This is a genomic window from Gelidimonas diazotrophica (assembly GCF_055694025.1).
Window position 1 is genome coordinate 783,690 of sequence record NZ_CM146349.1, and the last position, 16,883, is coordinate 800,572.

Annotated in this window: 15 protein-coding genes; 10 read left to right on the plus strand and 5 right to left on the minus strand. The window is 57.7% G+C overall.

Features of this window, described 5'->3' with window-relative positions; genetic code table 11:
• The first annotated feature begins 55 nt into the window (after positions 1 to 55).
• The 8 genes from KGFNPO_RS03680 (at position 56) to KGFNPO_RS03715 (ending at position 12,041) form a co-directional block, all read left to right on the plus strand.
• A complete protein-coding gene (locus tag KGFNPO_RS03680; protein ID WP_472633145.1) occupies positions 56 to 922 on the plus strand; it encodes a phosphate/phosphite/phosphonate ABC transporter substrate-binding protein in 867 nt (288 codons plus the stop codon).
• The gene (locus KGFNPO_RS03685; RefSeq protein ID WP_472633146.1) at positions 922 to 4,158 is read left to right on the plus strand and encodes an EAL domain-containing protein; all 3,237 of its coding nucleotides are present in this window, start codon (positions 922 to 924) and stop codon (positions 4,156 to 4,158) included. The genes KGFNPO_RS03680 and KGFNPO_RS03685 overlap by 1 nt, the downstream gene beginning before the upstream one ends.
• Positions 4,151 to 4,528 carry an RNA-binding S4 domain-containing protein gene (locus KGFNPO_RS03690; protein ID WP_472633147.1) on the plus strand — a complete coding sequence of 126 codons (378 nt, stop codon included), beginning with the start codon at positions 4,151 to 4,153 and terminating at the stop codon, positions 4,526 to 4,528. The genes KGFNPO_RS03685 and KGFNPO_RS03690 overlap by 8 nt, the downstream gene beginning before the upstream one ends.
• Before the next feature lie 277 nt (positions 4,529 to 4,805).
• Entirely contained in the window at positions 4,806 to 5,438 is a 633-nt protein-coding gene (locus KGFNPO_RS03695) for a TetR/AcrR family transcriptional regulator (RefSeq protein ID WP_472633148.1), read from the plus strand.
• A gap of 33 nt (positions 5,439 to 5,471) precedes the next feature.
• On the plus strand, positions 5,472 to 7,262 hold the full coding sequence (locus KGFNPO_RS03700; RefSeq protein WP_472633149.1) for an acyl-CoA dehydrogenase C-terminal domain-containing protein: 1,791 nt from the start codon (positions 5,472 to 5,474) through the stop codon (positions 7,260 to 7,262).
• Between the two features lie 181 nt (positions 7,263 to 7,443).
• On the plus strand, positions 7,444 to 9,843 hold the full coding sequence (locus tag KGFNPO_RS03705) for a 3-hydroxyacyl-CoA dehydrogenase/enoyl-CoA hydratase family protein (RefSeq protein WP_472633150.1): 2,400 nt from the start codon (positions 7,444 to 7,446) through the stop codon (positions 9,841 to 9,843).
• Positions 9,844 to 9,940: 97 nt separating this feature from the next.
• Positions 9,941 to 11,137: an acetyl-CoA C-acyltransferase gene (locus tag KGFNPO_RS03710; RefSeq protein WP_472633151.1), complete on the plus strand. Its 1,197-nt coding sequence runs from the start codon at positions 9,941 to 9,943 to the stop codon at positions 11,135 to 11,137.
• 139 nt (positions 11,138 to 11,276) lie between these two features.
• Positions 11,277 to 12,041 carry an enoyl-CoA hydratase gene (locus KGFNPO_RS03715; protein WP_472633152.1) on the plus strand — a complete coding sequence of 255 codons (765 nt, stop codon included), beginning with the start codon at positions 11,277 to 11,279 and terminating at the stop codon, positions 12,039 to 12,041.
• On the opposite strand, the gene KGFNPO_RS03720 is transcribed toward KGFNPO_RS03715, so the two are convergent.
• The 3 genes from KGFNPO_RS03720 to KGFNPO_RS03730 all read right to left on the minus strand — a co-directional run bounded on the left by KGFNPO_RS03720 (position 12,042) and on the right by KGFNPO_RS03730 (position 13,492).
• A complete protein-coding gene (locus tag KGFNPO_RS03720) occupies positions 12,042 to 12,443 on the minus strand; it encodes a YciI family protein (RefSeq protein WP_472633153.1) in 402 nt (133 codons plus the stop codon).
• Positions 12,444 to 12,500: 57 nt separating this feature from the next.
• Positions 12,501 to 12,914: a VOC family protein gene (locus KGFNPO_RS03725; protein ID WP_472633154.1), complete on the minus strand. Its 414-nt coding sequence runs from the start codon at positions 12,912 to 12,914 to the stop codon at positions 12,501 to 12,503.
• 230 nt (positions 12,915 to 13,144) lie between these two features.
• The gene (locus KGFNPO_RS03730; RefSeq protein ID WP_472633155.1) at positions 13,145 to 13,492 is read right to left on the minus strand and encodes a hypothetical protein; all 348 of its coding nucleotides are present in this window, start codon (positions 13,490 to 13,492) and stop codon (positions 13,145 to 13,147) included.
• Positions 13,493 to 13,554: 62 nt separating this feature from the next.
• Between KGFNPO_RS03730 and KGFNPO_RS03735 the strand changes: the two genes are divergently transcribed.
• Both KGFNPO_RS03735 and dacB read left to right on the plus strand, forming a co-directional pair.
• Positions 13,555 to 13,725 carry a hypothetical protein gene (locus KGFNPO_RS03735; RefSeq protein WP_472633156.1) on the plus strand — a complete coding sequence of 57 codons (171 nt, stop codon included), beginning with the start codon at positions 13,555 to 13,557 and terminating at the stop codon, positions 13,723 to 13,725.
• 120 nt (positions 13,726 to 13,845) lie between these two features.
• Entirely contained in the window at positions 13,846 to 15,273 is a 1,428-nt protein-coding gene (gene dacB, locus KGFNPO_RS03740) for a D-alanyl-D-alanine carboxypeptidase/D-alanyl-D-alanine endopeptidase (RefSeq protein ID WP_472633157.1), read from the plus strand.
• Positions 15,274 to 15,541: 268 nt separating this feature from the next.
• Here dacB and KGFNPO_RS03745 read toward each other — a convergent pair whose 3' ends face one another.
• Together KGFNPO_RS03745 and KGFNPO_RS03750 are read right to left on the minus strand one after the other, a co-directional pair.
• On the minus strand, positions 15,542 to 16,045 hold the full coding sequence (locus KGFNPO_RS03745) for a TPM domain-containing protein (RefSeq protein WP_472633158.1): 504 nt from the start codon (positions 16,043 to 16,045) through the stop codon (positions 15,542 to 15,544).
• Positions 16,045 to 16,881, minus strand: coding sequence for a TPM domain-containing protein (locus KGFNPO_RS03750; RefSeq protein ID WP_472633159.1), 837 nt, complete (start codon positions 16,879 to 16,881; stop codon positions 16,045 to 16,047). Before KGFNPO_RS03750 ends, KGFNPO_RS03745 begins: the two co-directional genes overlap by 1 nt.
• Between the last annotated feature and the right edge of the window lie 2 nt (positions 16,882 to 16,883).

Genomic DNA, 16,883 nt, shown 5'->3' on the forward strand with positions numbered 1-16,883 from the left:
AAATAAGTAGATTGGCCGCCATCGCTGCGGCCATGTATATTTTCAGGGGGGAATGATGAACCAGCCAAATTTTCTTGCGCGTGTTTTTCTGCTTTTTTTCGGGCTGGCATGCAGTTCGGCCCAAGTTTGCGCCACCGAGGTCGCCTCGGCACCCACCTACACCTATTTCGGCGTACTGAATCAGCGCTCCATCACAATGACCGCAGAATTGTGGAATCCGATTTTGCGCTATGTCAGCGCCAGAAGCGGCGTGCCATTACGCTTGAAGATGGGCAAGACTGCTCAGGAAACCACGCAGATGACGCTGCGCGGCGAGTTTGACTTTGTGTATACCAACCATCTCTTCACGCCCGAGCGCGACCAGCTCGGTTATCAGGTCATCGCTCGCTTCAATACGCCGGGGATTCGTGGTCAGATCGTGGTGCCGGACCATTCCCCGATGAAGACACTGAGCGATTTGCAGGGCAAGGAAGTCGCTTTTCCCTCGCTTGGCGCGTTTGCCGGTTACTCGCTGCCAATGGATGGCTTGCTGCGGGCCGGCGTGCGGGTCAAGCCCTTGTTTACCGGCAATCAGGAGTCGGGTATGGCGCGTCTGGAGCTGGGCACGGTGGCCGCTGCCGGGGTGAATAGTCAGGTGATGGAGAATTATGCGCAGCGCGAGGGATTCAAGTATCGCGTGCTGTACAGTTCCGAGCCGTATCTCGATCTGCCGGTGCTGGCGCATCCTCGTGTTGCCTTGGATAAAGTTGCGCGGGTACAGAAAGCGTTGCTGGGAATGGGAGCAGATACCGAGGGACGGCAGGTTCTGCAGGCGGCCGCCGATCTTCTCCAGAGTCGGCAATTGCGGGAATTCATCGTCGCAGACAAAGCGGACTATGAAAATTATCGGCGGTTTTACCGCACTACCAAGGTAGGAAACTAGTGCGGTATCTGATTGAAAAAATAATGCAGGTATGGCGCAATACCGGGCTGTATGCGCGTTTGTCACTGCCAATTCTCTTGCTGATCCTATTGGTGAATGTGGTCCAGGGATACTGGCTGCTGTCGGATGCAAAATCCGATGCGCAGATAAGCTACCGGGAAGAATTGCACGAAATACAACGTTATCTGGCGCCGACATTGGCCGAGCAAGTAGTGACTTGGGACCTCGGCGCGATCAGGCAATTGCTGCAATTGCAAGTCAGGGAGCGCGCTGATCTTGAATGGGTTCAGTGGCAGTACCAATTGAATCTGCTACAAGTGATGGATATGGATGACAGCGCCGCGCTGGTTGCGCCGGCCTGGTTTGTGCGCCTGCTTTCGATCCCTGCATTAGAAATTGCGGGGCCGGTCATGCTCGGCGGCGAGCACTACGGTGTCCTACGCTTGCGGATCACGCCGGTCCCGGTCATCAACAAGATTTGGTACCGATTTCTGGATTGGGGCAAGCTTTTCAGCGCATTTATTCTGGCGATATTCGTACTGGTCAATCTGATCCTGCGCAGCAATCTTGCTGCACTTGGGCAACTCTCAGTTGCGGTCAAGCGCTTCAAGTCGGGCAATTACAGCGTGCGCGTGCCGACCAGTGGCGGCACCGAGACCCGCGCGGTGGCCAGCGCGTTCAATGACATGGCAGCCGAACTGGAAGCCTTGTTGCAGTCGTTGAAAGAAAGTCACGGCATGCAAAGCCAGCAACTGCATTTCAACCAGCAGTTGCTGGCGGCGTTGCCGATCCCTATCTATTTTAAGGATGCCGATGGGCTGTGCCTCGGTGTAAATGCAGCCTGGGAAAAATTGTATGGATTCTCTGCGGCCGAAGTTATCGACCGTACTGTGCAGGATGTATTTTCCAGTGTGCCGGAGATTGTTTCATATCACTTGAAAATGGATGCCGAGCTATTCCAACACCCGGGTTGGCAAAACTACGAAATCACCATCCTGGCCCAAGGCGTCTTGCGGGATGTCATTTATTGCAAGGCCACCTACACCAATGTTGACGGCAGCGTGGCCGGTTTGATCGGTGCGATTGTCGACATTACCGAGCGCAAACAGGCGCAAATCGCACTGCAAGCGGAAAAAGAGTGGGTTGAAGTGACGCTTGCGTCGATTGGCGACGCGGTGATTACCATCGACCTGGCGGGCCGGGTAGAGACGCTTAACGGCGTGGCGCAGCAGCTGACCGGGTGTACTTTCGATGCGGTGCAAGGGCATTCGCTGGAGGCGGTTTTCAAGGTGTTGGATGAAACGACCAGGCAGCCTGCCAAGGATTTCATCTCGTCCGTCACCTCGGGAGAACCCGGTACGGCGCTTACCAACTTGATATTGCTGGGCAAGGAGGGCAAAGAGTGTTCGATCGAATGTTCGGTAGCGCCCATCCGCAATCCTGAAGGCACGCTATTCGGCTGCGTGCTGGTGTTTCGCGATGTCAGCGAGAAGCGCCATCTGCTCAACCAGATCACCTGGCAGGCCAATCATGACGCGTTGACCAGGCTGCCCAATCGGGTCTTGCTGGCAGATCGCTTCAAGCAGGCCATCGCCGGCGCGCAGCGCCACCAGCAGTTGCTGGTGGTTTGCCTGCTTGATTTGGATGGTTTCAAGCCGGTCAACGATTATTACGGCCATGAACTGGGCGATCGTTTGCTCATAGAGTTGGCCGGCCGCTTGTCATGCGCGCTCCGAGGCGAGGATACCGTGGCCCGTCTGGGCGGAGATGAGTTCGTCCTGCTGCTCAGTGGCTTGAACGATACCAATGAAATTGGGCGGGCGATGAGCCGGATTCTGGCGAAAGTGGCCGAGCCTTATCTGCTCGATGGCCAGCCGGTCCAGGTTACTGCCAGCATCGGCGTGGCGGTGTATTCGCAGGACGATGTCGATCCGGATACCCTGCTGCGGCATGCCGATCAGGCCATGTATCAAGCCAAGCAGGCCGGGCGCAGTCGCTATCATCTGTTTGACACCAATCAGGATCATCAGGCGCAAAGCCAGCAGCATCAGCTGAATCGTATTCGCCGGGCGTTATTGCAGGGCGAGTTGCGTTTGTACTATCAGCCCAAGGTCGATATGCGGCGCGGGCAGGTGGTCGGGATGGAAGCGCTGTTGCGCTGGCACCATCCTGAAAGAGGCGTGATCGGGCCGCTGGATTTCCTGCCCCTGGTCGAGCAGACCGACCTGATCGTCGATATCGGCGAGTGGGTGCTGCACGAAGCCCTGCGGCAAATGGCGTTGTGGGCGGAGTTGGGGGCGAGCTGGGTTGTCAGCGTCAATATTGCCGCACGTCACTGTGAACGTCCTGATTTCCTGGCGCGACTCAAAGAGATCCTGGCCGCCCATCCTGCAGTATCGCCGCGCCTGCTGGAGCTGGAAATCCTGGAGTCGGCCGCGCTGGGCGATATCATTTACGTGCGCAATCTGATTACAGCCTGCCATGCGCTGGGCGTGACTTTCGCACTGGATGATTTTGGCACCGGCTATTCATCGTTGACCTACCTCAAACGCTTGCCCGCCGATGTGTTGAAAATCGATCAAAGCTTTGTGCGGGACATGCTCGATGATCAAGCGGATTTGGCACTGGTCAAGGCGGTCATCAGCCTGGCAGCGGTATTTAATCGCACCGTCATTGCGGAAGGGGTGGAAACTGCCGAGCATGGGATGTTGCTGATGCAGCTGGGATGCGATCTCGCGCAAGGTTACGGCATTGCCCGCCCGATGCCGGCAGCGCAGGTGGTGGCCTGGTCACGGCAATACCGTCCTGCACCACTGTGGGCTGAATGGGCCGATACCAAATTGGATGACAATGATTTTCCGCTGCTGGTGGCGCAATATGATCTTCGGAAGTGGGTCAGGCAAGTGATGGATTCGAGCGATGGCCAAAGTGCATTGAATTTTTCGCAGCCCAATGACCATCATTGCTGTCGTTTCGGCCTATGGTATGACGGCCATGGCAGTACGCATTATGGCCATTTGCCGGAATTTTCCGCGCTGGAAGCGCTGCATGTCAGGGTGCATGATATCGGGCCGGAAATTGTGAGTTTGAATAACGCCGGTCAATTTGCCGCCGCCAAGGCATTGGAGCCGGGCTTGCTGCTGATGCAGGAAGAGATGCTGCTGCAATTGGCAAGCTTGCAGCAGGCAGTGGCCAAGCAGCGCTCTGGAATGCACAATGGGAGTGATGATGTCTGACCATGTTCGTATCGATAAATGGCTGTGGGCCGCGCGCTTTTTCAAGACGCGTTCGCTTGCCACGGATGCGGTCGATAACGGCAAGGTGCGCTGCAACGATGAGCGCGTAAAACCGGCGCGCAACCTCAAGCTCGGCGACATGCTAACCATCAACAATGGCGCGACCGAATGGGAAGTCGAGGTGGTCGGCTTGTCGGACCTGCGCGGTTCCGCCCCGCAAGCGCAACTGCTGTATGCAGAAACCCCTAAAAGCAGTTCGAAACGCCAGAACGAGACCGAACAACGGCGTCTGTTCCATGAACCTACCAGCGAGATCAAGGGCCGCCCAACCAAGCGCGACCGGCGGCTGCTGGATAAATCAAATACATAAGACGCACGCAATTGTGTAGGTTGGATGAGCGGCTTCATCGCGTAATCCGACATTCTCAACCGCAAATGTCGGGTTACGCACTCGCTAACCCAACGCAATTCTTCAATAATCCCCCGCACCACCAAATAGAACGTCAGCTCTAAACTTCCGGTTTGACATTTGTAGCGTGCAGCATAAAATAGAACGGCCGTTCCTATTTGATTTGTGCCAGACTTCTGCAAATCGATTAAACACCATTTGGATACCCTTGAACATTATTAATACGCCATTAAAATCCATGAGAAAAGGCGAGCTTACCCGCGCCGCCATTCTCGATGTGGCCCTGAATCTTGCTAGCCGGAACGGCTTGGAAGGTCTGACGATTGGTTTGCTTGCAGAAAAGATGCACATGAGTAAATCCGGCGTGTTTGCGCATTTCGGCTCACGCGAAGATTTGCAAATCGAAGTGCTGAAGTTGTATCACAGCCATTTCGAGCAGGAAGTGTTTTATCCAAGTACAAAGGCGCCGCGTGGATTGCCGCGGCTGGAAGAGATGTTTGCGCGCTGGGTCAAGCGCGTGACGGTTGAGATCGCTTCCGGCTGCATCTACATCAGCGGTGCTGCCGAATACGATGACCGACCGGGCCAGATTCGCGATGCCTTAGTCGGCATGGTGCGCACTTGGCAGGAAGCCTTGCTGCGTTGCGCACAGCAAGCGGTCGAAATGGGCCATTTACGCACTGAGACCAATCCGCAGCAAATGGTCTTCGAGATTTACGGGCTGATTCTTGCCTTGCATCATGATGCCCGGTTCTTGCAGGTGCCTGGCAGTGTGGAGCGGGCACAAATCGGTTTTGAACGCTTGATTAAAAGCTATCGCATGCCGGCACCAGATGCGAATGGCCGAAATAGTAAATCCACCACCACATAAGTTTTTTAATTTGAATGTTATCAGGAGAAAATAATGGGTCAATACGTCGCTCCCTTGCGTGATATGCAATTCGTACTGCATGAATTGCTGCATGTTGAAGATGCACTGAAGCAATTGCCGAAACATGCGGATATCGATGCCGATATCATCAATCAGGTACTGGAAGAGGGCGGCAAATTCACCTCGGAAGTATTGTTCCCGTTAAACCACTCCGGTGACCGCGAAGGCTGTCATCACGACAAGGCCGCGCACAGCGTGACCACGCCAAAGGGCTACAAGGAAGCGTACCAGCAATATGTCGATGCCGGCTGGCCGGCATTATCGTGCGACCCGGAATACGGCGGCCAGGGTTTGCCGCTGGTGCTCAACAATTCGTTCTACGAGATGATGAATTCGGCCAACCAGGCCTGGACCATGTACCCCGGCCTGTCGCACGGCGCGTATGAATGTCTGCACGAACACGGCACGCCGGAGCAAAAAGCGCTGTACCTGCCAAAGCTGATCTCCGGCGAATGGACCGGCACCATGTGCCTGACCGAGTCACATTGCGGCACCGATCTGGGCCTGCTGCGCTCGAAGGCAGAGCCACAGGCGGACGGCTCCTACAAGATCAGCGGCAGCAAAATTTTCATCTCGGCCGGCGAACACGACGTGGCGCCGAACATCCTGCATCTGGTGCTGGCACGTCTGCCAGGCGCACCGGAAGGCTCGAAAGGCATTTCGCTGTTCCTGGTACCGAAGTTCCTGCCGAACGCCGACGGCACGCTGGGCGCGCGCAACCCGATTACCTGCGGTGCGATCGAAGAAAAAATGGGTATCCACGGCAACTCGACTTGTCAGATGAACCTGGACGGCGCCACCGGTTGGCTGATCGGCGAACCGCACAAAGGCTTGAATGCGATGTTCGTGTTCATGAATGCGGCGCGTCTGGGCGTGGGCATGCAAGGCCTGGGCCTGACCGAAGTGGCTTACCAGAATGCCGTGGTATACGCCAAAGACCGAATCCAGATGCGCAGCCTGTCAGGCGTGAAAGCACCGGACAAGCCAGCCGACCCGATCATCGTGCATGCCGACGTGCGGCGCATGCTGCTGACCGCCAAAGCCTATGCGGAAGGTGGCCGCGCTTTCTGCTCGTACGTCGCGCTGCAGATCGACCGCGAACTGAATCATCCGGATGCAGATGTGCGCAAGGAAGCCGCCGATCAGGTCGCGTTGCTGACGCCAGTCGTGAAAGCCTTCATCACCGACAACGCCTGGATCGCGACTTCCGAGTGCATGCAGGTGTACGGCGGCCACGGTTTCATCGCCGAGTGGGGCATGGAGCAGTATGTGCGCGACGCCCGCATCAACATGATTTACGAAGGCACCAACACGATCCAGTCGCTGGATTTGCTGGGCCGCAAGATCCTGATGGACAACGGCGCCAAATTGCGCAAATTCGGCGCGCAGATTCAAGCCTTCGTGGAAGCAAACGGCACCAACGAAGCGCTGTCCGAATTCATCACTCCGCTGGCCGATATCGGCGCCAAAGTGACCAAGCTGACGATGGAAATCGGCATGAAGGCGCTGCAGAATCCAGACGAGGTCGGGGCTGCCGCGGTACCGTATCTGCGCGTGGTCGGGCACCTGGTGTATGCGTATTTCTTTGCGCAAATGGCCAAGGTCGCACTGGAAAAACAGGACTCCGGCGATACTTTCTACACTGCCAAACTGGCCACCGCGCGCTTCTATTTCGCCCGCCTGCTGCCGGAAACCGCGATGCTGATCCGTCAGGTGCGCTCCGGTTCGTCCAGTCTGATGGCGCTCGACGCAGATTTGTTCTGAAAATATACAGGCTAGTGTATTTTTAAAGTCGTAATGAATGTATGCGGTAATTGCATGTATTTATTGCATACTCCATAGTAATGTATTGCAATTCGTAGGGTGCGCGATGCGCACCACAACCTGTCGGAACCGAATTGTTGAATGGTGCGCATCGCGCACCCACCCCACAAAGGATTAAATGATGTCAAATTTCATCGTCAAAAAAGTTGCGGTACTCGGTGCCGGCGTCATGGGGGCGCAAATCGCCGCCCATTGCATCAATGCCAAAGTACAGGTCGTATTGTTCGATCTGCCTGCCAAGGAGGGGCCGAAAAACGGCATCGTCCTGCGCGCCATCGAGAACCTGAAAAAACTCAACCCGGCGCCGTTCGGCAACAAGGATGACGCCGCTTACATCGAAGTCGCCAATTACGAAGACAACCTGGAGCTGCTCAAGGGCTGCGACCTGATCATCGAAGCGATTGCCGAACGGATGGACTGGAAGCACGACCTGTATCAGAAGGTCGCCCCATTCATCGCGCCGAACGCGATTTTCGCTTCCAACACGTCCGGCCTGTCGATCACCGGATTGTCCGAAGGCTTCAGTGCGGAACTGAAAGAACGCTTCTGCGGCGTGCATTTCTTCAATCCGCCGCGCTATATGCATCTGGTGGAACTGATCCCGACCGTTGCGACCCGTCCCGAAATCATCGACCAGCTCGAAGGCTTCCTGACCACTACGCTGGGCAAAGGCGTGGTGCGCGCCAAGGATACGCCGAACTTCATCGCCAACCGCGTGGGCGTATTCGGCATGATGGCAACCATGTTTGAGGCGGAAAAATTCGGCTTGACGGTAGACGTGGTTGATGACCTGACCGGCAAGAAACTGGGTCGCGCCTCTTCCGGCACGTTCCGCACTGCCGACGTGGTCGGGCTCGACACCATGGGTCACGTCATCAAGACCATGCAGGACAATCTGGCCGATGACCCGTTCTTTGCGATCTACAAGACGCCGGATGTGCTGGCGACGCTGGTGGCTGCCGGCGCACTCGGTCAGAAGAGCGGCGCCGGTTTCTACAAGAAAGTCGGCAAGGAAATCCAGCGTCTGGATTTTGCCACGGGCAGCTATGTTGCCGGCGGCGCCAAGGCGGCCGATATCGTGGCCCGCATCCTGAAAGAAAAAGATCCGGTCAAGCGCATGCAAGCGCTGCGCGAATCGAGCAACCCGCAAGCGCAATTCCTGTGGGCGATTTTCCGCGATGTGTTCCATTACATCGCGATCCATCTGGATACCGTGGCCGACAATGCACGCGATATCGATTTCGCGATGCGCTGGGGTTTCGGCTGGAACGTCGGCCCGTTTGAAACCTGGCAAGCATCCGGCTGGCAGCAAGTTGCCAGCTGGGTCAAGCAAGACATCGACGCCGGCCAAGCGCTGTGCAATGCGCCGCTGCCGGCCTGGGTGTTCGACGGCCAGGTTGCTGATAATTCGGGGGTGCATAGCGCTGACGGTTCGTATTCTGTCATCAGCAACAGTTATGTACCGCGTTCCACTTTGCCGGTTTATGCGCGCCAGATATTCCGCGCGCCGGTCTTTGGCGACGGCGCGGCCGATGGCCGCACTGCCGGCGTAACCGTGCATGAAGACGATTCGGTACGGATCTGGCATCAGAACGACGATGTGCTGATCCTGTCGTTCAAGACCAAGATGCACGTGATTGGCGACGGCGTGGTCAACGGCATGAAAATGGCGCTGGCGGAAGCTGAAAAGAATTTCAAGGGTCTGGTGATCTGGCAGGCCGATGCAGCCGAAGGCGGCGCTTTCTCCGCTGGCGCCGATTTGCAATCGATGCTGCCGCTGTTCATGTCCGGTGGCGTCAAAGCGATCGAGCCGGAAGTCTTCAAGCTGCAAAACGTCCATCAGGCGCTGAAATATGCAAATGTGCCGGTAGTTGCCGCAGTCGCCGGCCTGGCGCTGGGCGGCGGTTGCGAAATTATGCTGCACGCGGCCAAGCGGGTGGCCTCGATTGAGTCCTACATTGGCCTGGTGGAAGTCGGCGTCGGCCTGATCCCTGCCGGCGGCGGCTTGAAAGAAGCTGCCGTGCGCGCCGCGGCCAGCGCCAAAGGCAACGACTTGCTGCAATTTCTGAAAGTCTCTTTCACCAATGCCGCCACGGCGAATGTGTCGAAATCGGCATTGGAAGCGCAGAAAATGGGTTACCTGTCGGCTGACGACGTGATCGTATTCAACACTTATGAGTTGCTGCATGTAGCCAAAGTCGAAGCGCGCGCGATGTTCGACGCCGGTTATCGCGCTCCGCTGCCGGTGCAAGTGCCGGTGGCTGGCCGCTATGGCATGGCAACCATCATGGCGCAACTGGTCAATATGCGCGACGGCGGCTTCATCTCGGCCCATGACTACAAGTTGGGCGCGATGATCGCCGAAATCGTCTCCGGCGGTGAAGTCGAACAGGGCAGCATCGTGAATGAGCAATGGCTGCTCGATCTGGAACGCAAAGCCTTCATGGAACTGCTGAATCATCCCAAAACGCAAGAACGGATCATGGGCATGATGCAGACCGGCAAACCGGTTCGCAACTAATAATTAATAACTAATATCATCACTCCGATTCAATCAGGAGTGACCGATTTTGCTCCCTGCGCCTGAAGCGCAGGGAGTTAAAACAAGGAGCACCACAATGACCAAACAACTTCAAGAAGCCTACATCGTTGCTGCAACCCGTGCCCCGATCGGCAAGGCGCCGCGCGGCATGTTCAAAAACACCCGTCCGGACGACCTGCTGGTGCGCGTGCTGCAAAGCGTGCTGCTGCAGGTGCCGAACCTCGACCCGGCGCTGATCGAAGACGCGATCGTCGGCTGTTCTTTTCCGGAAGCGGAGCAGGGCGGCAACATGGCGCGCATGGCGATATTGCTGGCCGGATTGCCCAATACCATCGGCGGCGTCACCGTCAACCGTTTCTGCGCCTCCAGCATCACCACGATTGCGATGGCGGCAGACCGCATCCGGGTCGGTGAGTCCGATGTGATGATTGCCGCCGGTGCCGAATCGATGTCGATGGTGCCGATGATGGGCCACCATCCGTCGATGAACATGAATCTCTTCAAGGATGAAAATATCGGCATGGCCTACGGCATGGGCCTGACTGCCGAAAAAGTCGCGCAGCAATGGAAAATCTCGCGTGAAGCGCAAGATCAGTTCGCAGTCGATTCGCACCGCAAGGCGATTGCCGCCCAGCAGGCCGGTTACTTCAACGATGAAATGACTTCGGTCGACATCATCGAACGGGTACCGAACCTGGCCAGCGGCCAAATCGACATCAAGACCCGTACCGTCAGCCAGGATGAGGGCGCACGCGCCGACTCGACGCTGGAATCGCTGGGCCGGCTCAAGCCGGTGTTCAATCCCAGGGGCACGGTGACTGCGGCCAACAGCTCGCAAATGTCGGATGGCGCCGGTGCGCTGATCCTGGTCAGCGAGAAAATCCTGAAGCAGTTCAACCTGACCCCGCTGGCACGTTTCGCCTCGTTTGCAGTCAGAGGTGTGCCGCCGGAAATCATGGGAATAGGTCCGAAGTTTGCGATTCCTGCCGCCTGCAAGGCCGCCGGCATCACGCAAGACCAGATCGACTGGTTCGAGCTGAATGAAGCGTTTGCTGCGCAATCGCTGGCAGTGATTCAGGACCTCGGCCTCGATCCCTCCAAAGTCAACCCGATGGGCGGCGCGATTGCGCTGGGCCATCCGCTGGGTGCAACCGGCGCGATCCGCTCCGCCACCACCATCCACGCATTGCGCCGCAACAACCTGAAATACGGTATGGTGACCATGTGCGTCGGTACCGGCATGGGTGCGGCAGGGATTTTCGAACGCATGTAATTGCTGGCCTGGATGGTGACGTAGGGGCGGGTTCCAAACCCGCCCTTTGTTCATCCATCAAGGGCGGGTTTGGAACCCGCCCCTACAAGGGGAAAGAGCGTCCATGACGGGCTGAATAAATACATTTTTGGGAGAGACAATGGATATTTTGACTAGCAAGAACGCAGGCATCCTGACGATAGAATTCAATCGTCCAGACAAGAAAAATGCGATCACCGCCGCGATGTATCAAAGCATGGCCGATGCCTTGCGGGAGGCAGAAACAGACGGCGCGGTACGTGCCATCCTGTTCGTCGGCAAGCCGGAAATTTTTACCGCCGGCAACGACCTGGCAGATTTCATGGGAAATCCGCCCAGCACTGAAACCAGCCCGGTATTCCAGTTCCTGCAGCAGATCAGTCATGCCAGCAAACCGATTGTGGCCGCGGTATCCGGCGCAGCGGTCGGCATCGGCACCACCATGCTGATGCATTGCGACCTGGTGTATGCGGCCGATAATGCCCGCTTCTCGATGCCGTTCGCGCAACTCGGCCTGTGCCCGGAAGCTGCGTCGAGCCTGCTGTTTCCGCAGATTGTCGGTTATCAGCGCGCAGCGGAGAAGTTGCTGTTGGGTGAAGCATTTTTCGCCCAGGAAGCTTTCGACATGGGTTTGGTGAACCGGGTTTTGCCAGCCGATCAACTGCTGGAGTTTGCGCGCCAGCAGACCGCTAAATTGGTGGCTTTGCCAGCTTCTTCGATTCGCACCACCAAGCGTTTGATGAAGAGCAGTCAGCGGGCAGCGATTGAAGCCAAAATCGCGGAAGAGGGGCAACATTTCCGCGCAATGCTGTCTGCGGCGGAAGCGAAAGAAGCTATCAGCGCATTTTTGGAGAAACGCAAACCGGATTTCACGCAGTTTTCCTGATCAATTGACGCTGCCAAAAGATGCCGGTGGTTCGCCGGCGTCAGCAGGGAAGTCCGAGAACCCCATCACCTGGCGCACCTCGATGATTTCATTGTCCGAAGCGGGGCAGCGGGAGGCCCATTCGAGCGCCTCTCGCTTCGACTTCACCTGAATCATCCAGTAGCCGCCGAGCGTCTCCTTCGCCTCAGAGAAGGGGCTGTCGGCCACCATCGGCTTACCCCCGGAAAACGTGACGCGCGCGCCCATCGAGGGTGGGTGCAGGCCAGCGAGCGCGAGCAGCACGCCGGCCTTCTGCAGGGATTCGTTGTACTGCATCATCGCTTCAACCGCCTTGGGGTCCGGCATGGTGCCCGGCGCTGCATTTTCATACCCTTTGGGGATCATCAGCATCATGAATAGCATTGCGGTAACTCCTTCTGGTTGGCGTTGGAGCGTTGGGGGCAGGGCTTCCGGACCGGCTCAGGGCGCGACGATGACCATCCAGCTGACGCCGAAACGGTCGGCAACCATGCCGAAGCGCGAGGAATAGAAAGTCTTGGCCAATGGCATCTGCACCTGCCCGCCATCGGCCAGAGCCGCGAACCGCCTTTCGGCCTCGGCATCGTCAGGCACTGTGAGCGAGAGCGCAAAGCCCTGGAAGTTCGGCTGCCCCAGGCAGCGGCCATCTGAAGCCATCACCGTTGTATCGCCGATGCGCAAGCTCGCATGCATCACCTTGTTCTCCGAACCGGGCGGACACATCCCAGGCTCATGCGGCTCCGGGCTGTCCTGGAAGCGCATCAGCATCATCACTTCGGCGCCGAGCGCGCTGCGGTAGAACTCGATGGCCTCTTCGCAACGGCCATCAAAGAACAGATAGGGTTGGACTTGCATAGGAATCCTTTCGGGTTGGGTTAACAGCCGGGCTTGCGGACGGACCCGGCCGGTTGGTGAATACGCGCTTTAACTCTACGACGAACGAGGCTGCGCACAGTCGACTTTGCACAAACTTTTTTCATCCGGATCGTAGCCCTCCCGACGCCCGGAGCACGTCACTTCCTTGGCGAACCCGCAACTACCAAGCCAGGGTTCGCCCGGGATTCCTTAGCGCGGTGGCGGCACAATCACGATGGTTTCGCCGTTTGTGGTTCTTGTGCCCGGGTTTCCTCTTGCGCCAGTCCTGCCGGTGGCGCCGGTGCCTCCGGTTGCACCGGTGTATCCAGTCGCGCCGGTATCCCCAGTTGCACCGGTGTATCCAGTCGCGCCGGTTTCCCCAGTCGCACCAGTGTATCCGGTGGCGCCAGTTTCCCCGGTGGCGCCGGCGCCGCCAGCCCTGCCGGTTGCACCGGTATATCCAGTCGCGCCGGTGTCACCGGTTGCCCCTGTGTATCCAGGCTCTCCTTGCGGTCCGGCCGGACCTGCAGGAAGCGAAATACATCCACCCAGCGCCAGAGCAGCCAATATTGCAACAAACAGTTTTGAGTATTTCATGATGATTTCCTTTATTTGGCAAACGAGAACTACGCACGTTATTGTGAGCAGCCACCCGGATTCGATCAGTTTCCGACGACAAGGTTCAGTGCCGGCAGATCAGACCATCGCTACTGCAAGGTCGCATCCGCAGCCGACACGCACCGATAACCCCGGCGCATATCCTGTCGATGCGTTGCGATTGTTGATGATGCTACGCGAACTGCCCGGCTGATTCTGTACGCTAGCGCGCATAGTAAAATTTGTCTGCAGGGTCCATCCGCGTGCTCGTGCAACAGAGATTGGCGAACAAGTGCAACGACCGCGTGCGCCTTAAATTACCAACAGGAATACGATGCCCTTATTTATCATTAACAAATTTGCCAGATTGGCCGCCGGGAGTTGCTTGCTGGTATGGGCAGCGGCTGGCTGGGCTCAGACGCTGCCGCCCACAGTGGATGACGCTCTGCAGCGTGCCGGTATTTCCATGGCCGGGGTCGGGATTTATGTACAGGAGGTGTCGGCTGGCGCGGCGCTGCTGGAGGTCAATGCAGCGGCCGCGTTCAATCCGGCATCGGTGATGAAGCTGGTGACTACCGATGCGGCGCTGGAACTGCTGGGTCCCACTTACGCCTGGAAAACCCGGGCTTATGGCGCCGGGCCGCAGCGCGGCGATGTGCTGCAAGGCGATTTGATCATCCAGGGCAGCGGCGATCCGAAACTGGTGCTGGAAAATTTCTGGCTGTTCCTGCGCCGGATTCGGGCCCAGGGAATCCGTGAAATCAGCGGCAATCTGGTGCTCGACCGCAGCGCGTTCGAGGACAACCCGCACGATGCGGCCGCCTTCGATGACGAGCCCGGCAAGCCTTACAACGTCGGGCCGGACGCCTTGCTGCTGAACTACAAGACGATAGGCGTGCGCTTCTTGCCGGATGCGGCTGGTGCTGCCGTGCAGGTCTCGGTGGATTTGCCGTTTGCCGGCTTCAAGGTTGCCGCGCCGCTGCTCTCAAACGGCGATTGCGGTAATTGGCAGGATAAGCTGGGTGCTGAATTTACCGCCGACGGCCTCGTTTTTAACGGCGCGTTTCCGGTCGCATGCGGCGACAAGACTTGGTATATGAACCCTTACCGAATCAGCCATGTGGAGTTTTTCGGCAAGATGTTTCGCCAGATGTGGCTGGATCTGGGCGGGACTTTCAATGGCGCTGTCATCGACGGCCACCTGCCGAACGACGCCAGCCTGATTGCCGAATGGTCATCCCAGGCGCTGCCGGAAATCATTCGCGATATCAACAAATACAGCAACAATGTGATGGCGCGTCAGGTCTTTCTGAGCCTGTCACCCGCAATCCCGCTGCTGCCGGCCAGCACCCGGCGCGGCGCCGATGCGGTCAAGTTCTGGCTGGCGGGCAAGGGTATCGATGCGCCGGAACTGGTGATCGAAAACGGTTCCGGTTTGTCGCGCACCGAGCGTATTTCACCCGGCACTCTGGGGCGCATGCTGGTGGCGGCATTCCATGCGCCGACCATGCCGGAATTCATCGGGTCGCTGCCGCTGGTGGGGCTGGATGGCACGATGCGCAAGCGGCTGCGGGATGACGATATCGCCGGTCATGCCCATATCAAGACCGGTTCGCTGGACCAGGTGCGTTCGATTGCCGGCTTTGTACTGGCCGCGTCCGGCCGGCGCTATGTGGTGGTGTGCCTGATTAACGATCGCAACGCCGCATCGGGACGTGCGGCGCAAGATGCGCTGCTGCAGTGGATTTATCAGTGGGGATAAGTAACTGTTAAGCAGGCATGCCAATCAAGAGCGAAGTGGTGTGGTTCCTGTAGGAGCGGACTTGGCCGCGACAGACGGCGGCAGTCTGGCGACTGCTTTCGCGCCCGGGTGCGCTCCTACAAAAATTTGCTTCGATTTGGAAGTTTCTCATAGCAGACAAAATAATTACATTTTAATAATTATACGGGAGTATGTCAGTTTTCCGCATATACATAATGCGTAAAACGATGTCACCTATTGGAGTATATTGCTCACGCAGAGCATTGCATCACAGCAGCACTGGCCGGTTGTCGAGTTGATTGCTGCTCGCGCCCTGTGCCGGGTAATGCTTCTGCAACAGTGCATTGATTTTTTGCAGCGCCGTAACGACGCTATGGTGAAACTCGCCGCGGGCAAAGCCGTGCGTCATGGCGTGACAAATTGCTTGCCAGTCGCTGCTGTCAACCTGTCGGCCTACGCCCCGGTCGGTCACGATTTCGACCTTGCGGTCGGCCAGATTGACGTAAACCAGTACCCCGCAATTCTCTTCGGTATCCCAGATGCGATGCAGTGCGAACAATTCGCGCGCGCGGTCGCGGGCCGAAACCTGCTGCAGCACTTCGGTTAGGGTCAGCGATGACTCGATGATCAGGCAAACTTCGGCCCGGTGCAGCACTTCGCCTGCGGCGATGGTGGCTTCAATCGCTTTCAGGGTGGCGGGTGGAAAAGCGCGGCGGCCGGTGCCGGAAGTCGTCAGCAGATGCCGTTTCAGGCGTGAAAATAAATCCATCATTACCAATCTCCCGACGCGCCACCGCCATCAAAACCACCACCGCCACCACCAAAACCACCGCCGCCACCGCCACCGCCACCAAAACCACCACCACGGGATGAGCCACCGGAATGTCTGCCGAATTCGCCGCCTAGTAAGCCGCCCAGTCCGGCGCTGCCCAGAATCACGCCGGCGTTGCGGCCCTTGGCTCCGTATTTGAAGGAACTGCGCGAGCGCTGATAGATGATGGCGATGAACATGAATAGCAGAAACAGGATCGGCAGCCAGCCTGAGAGCCCATCGTCCGTCGCCTGTTGTTTACTCTTGCCGCTGGGCGCTGGCAGATGCTCCTGATCCATCAGTGTGGTCAGTGCGGTGATGGCGGCCGCCAGCCCGCCGTGATAATCGTTCTGACGGAAATACGGCGCGATCACGTCTTGCAGGATGCGTTTCGATTGGGCATCGGTGACGGTGCCCTGAATTCCGCGCCCGGCCTCGATGCGCAAGCGGCGCAAGGCTTTATCGTTGTCTTTTGCGACCACCAGGATGACGCCGTCATCGACGCCTTTGCGCCCCAGCTTCCAGGCGTCCGCGACCCGGATGCTGTATTGCTCGATGGCTTCCGGCGCGGTGCTATTGACCAGTAAAATCGCAATCTGGCTGCCGCTGCGGGTTTCATATTCCTTCAGCACCTGGTCCAGATTGCTGCGCTGCTTGGGGTCCAGCATGCCGGCCTGATCGATCACGTGGGCCGACAGCGGCGGCACCGCTACAAGACCTTGTACCTGCGCTTGCGCGCCAGTCATCGACAGCCATAGCGCCAGGGTGCAGGCGAGCAGAATACGGAAGGTGTGCATGC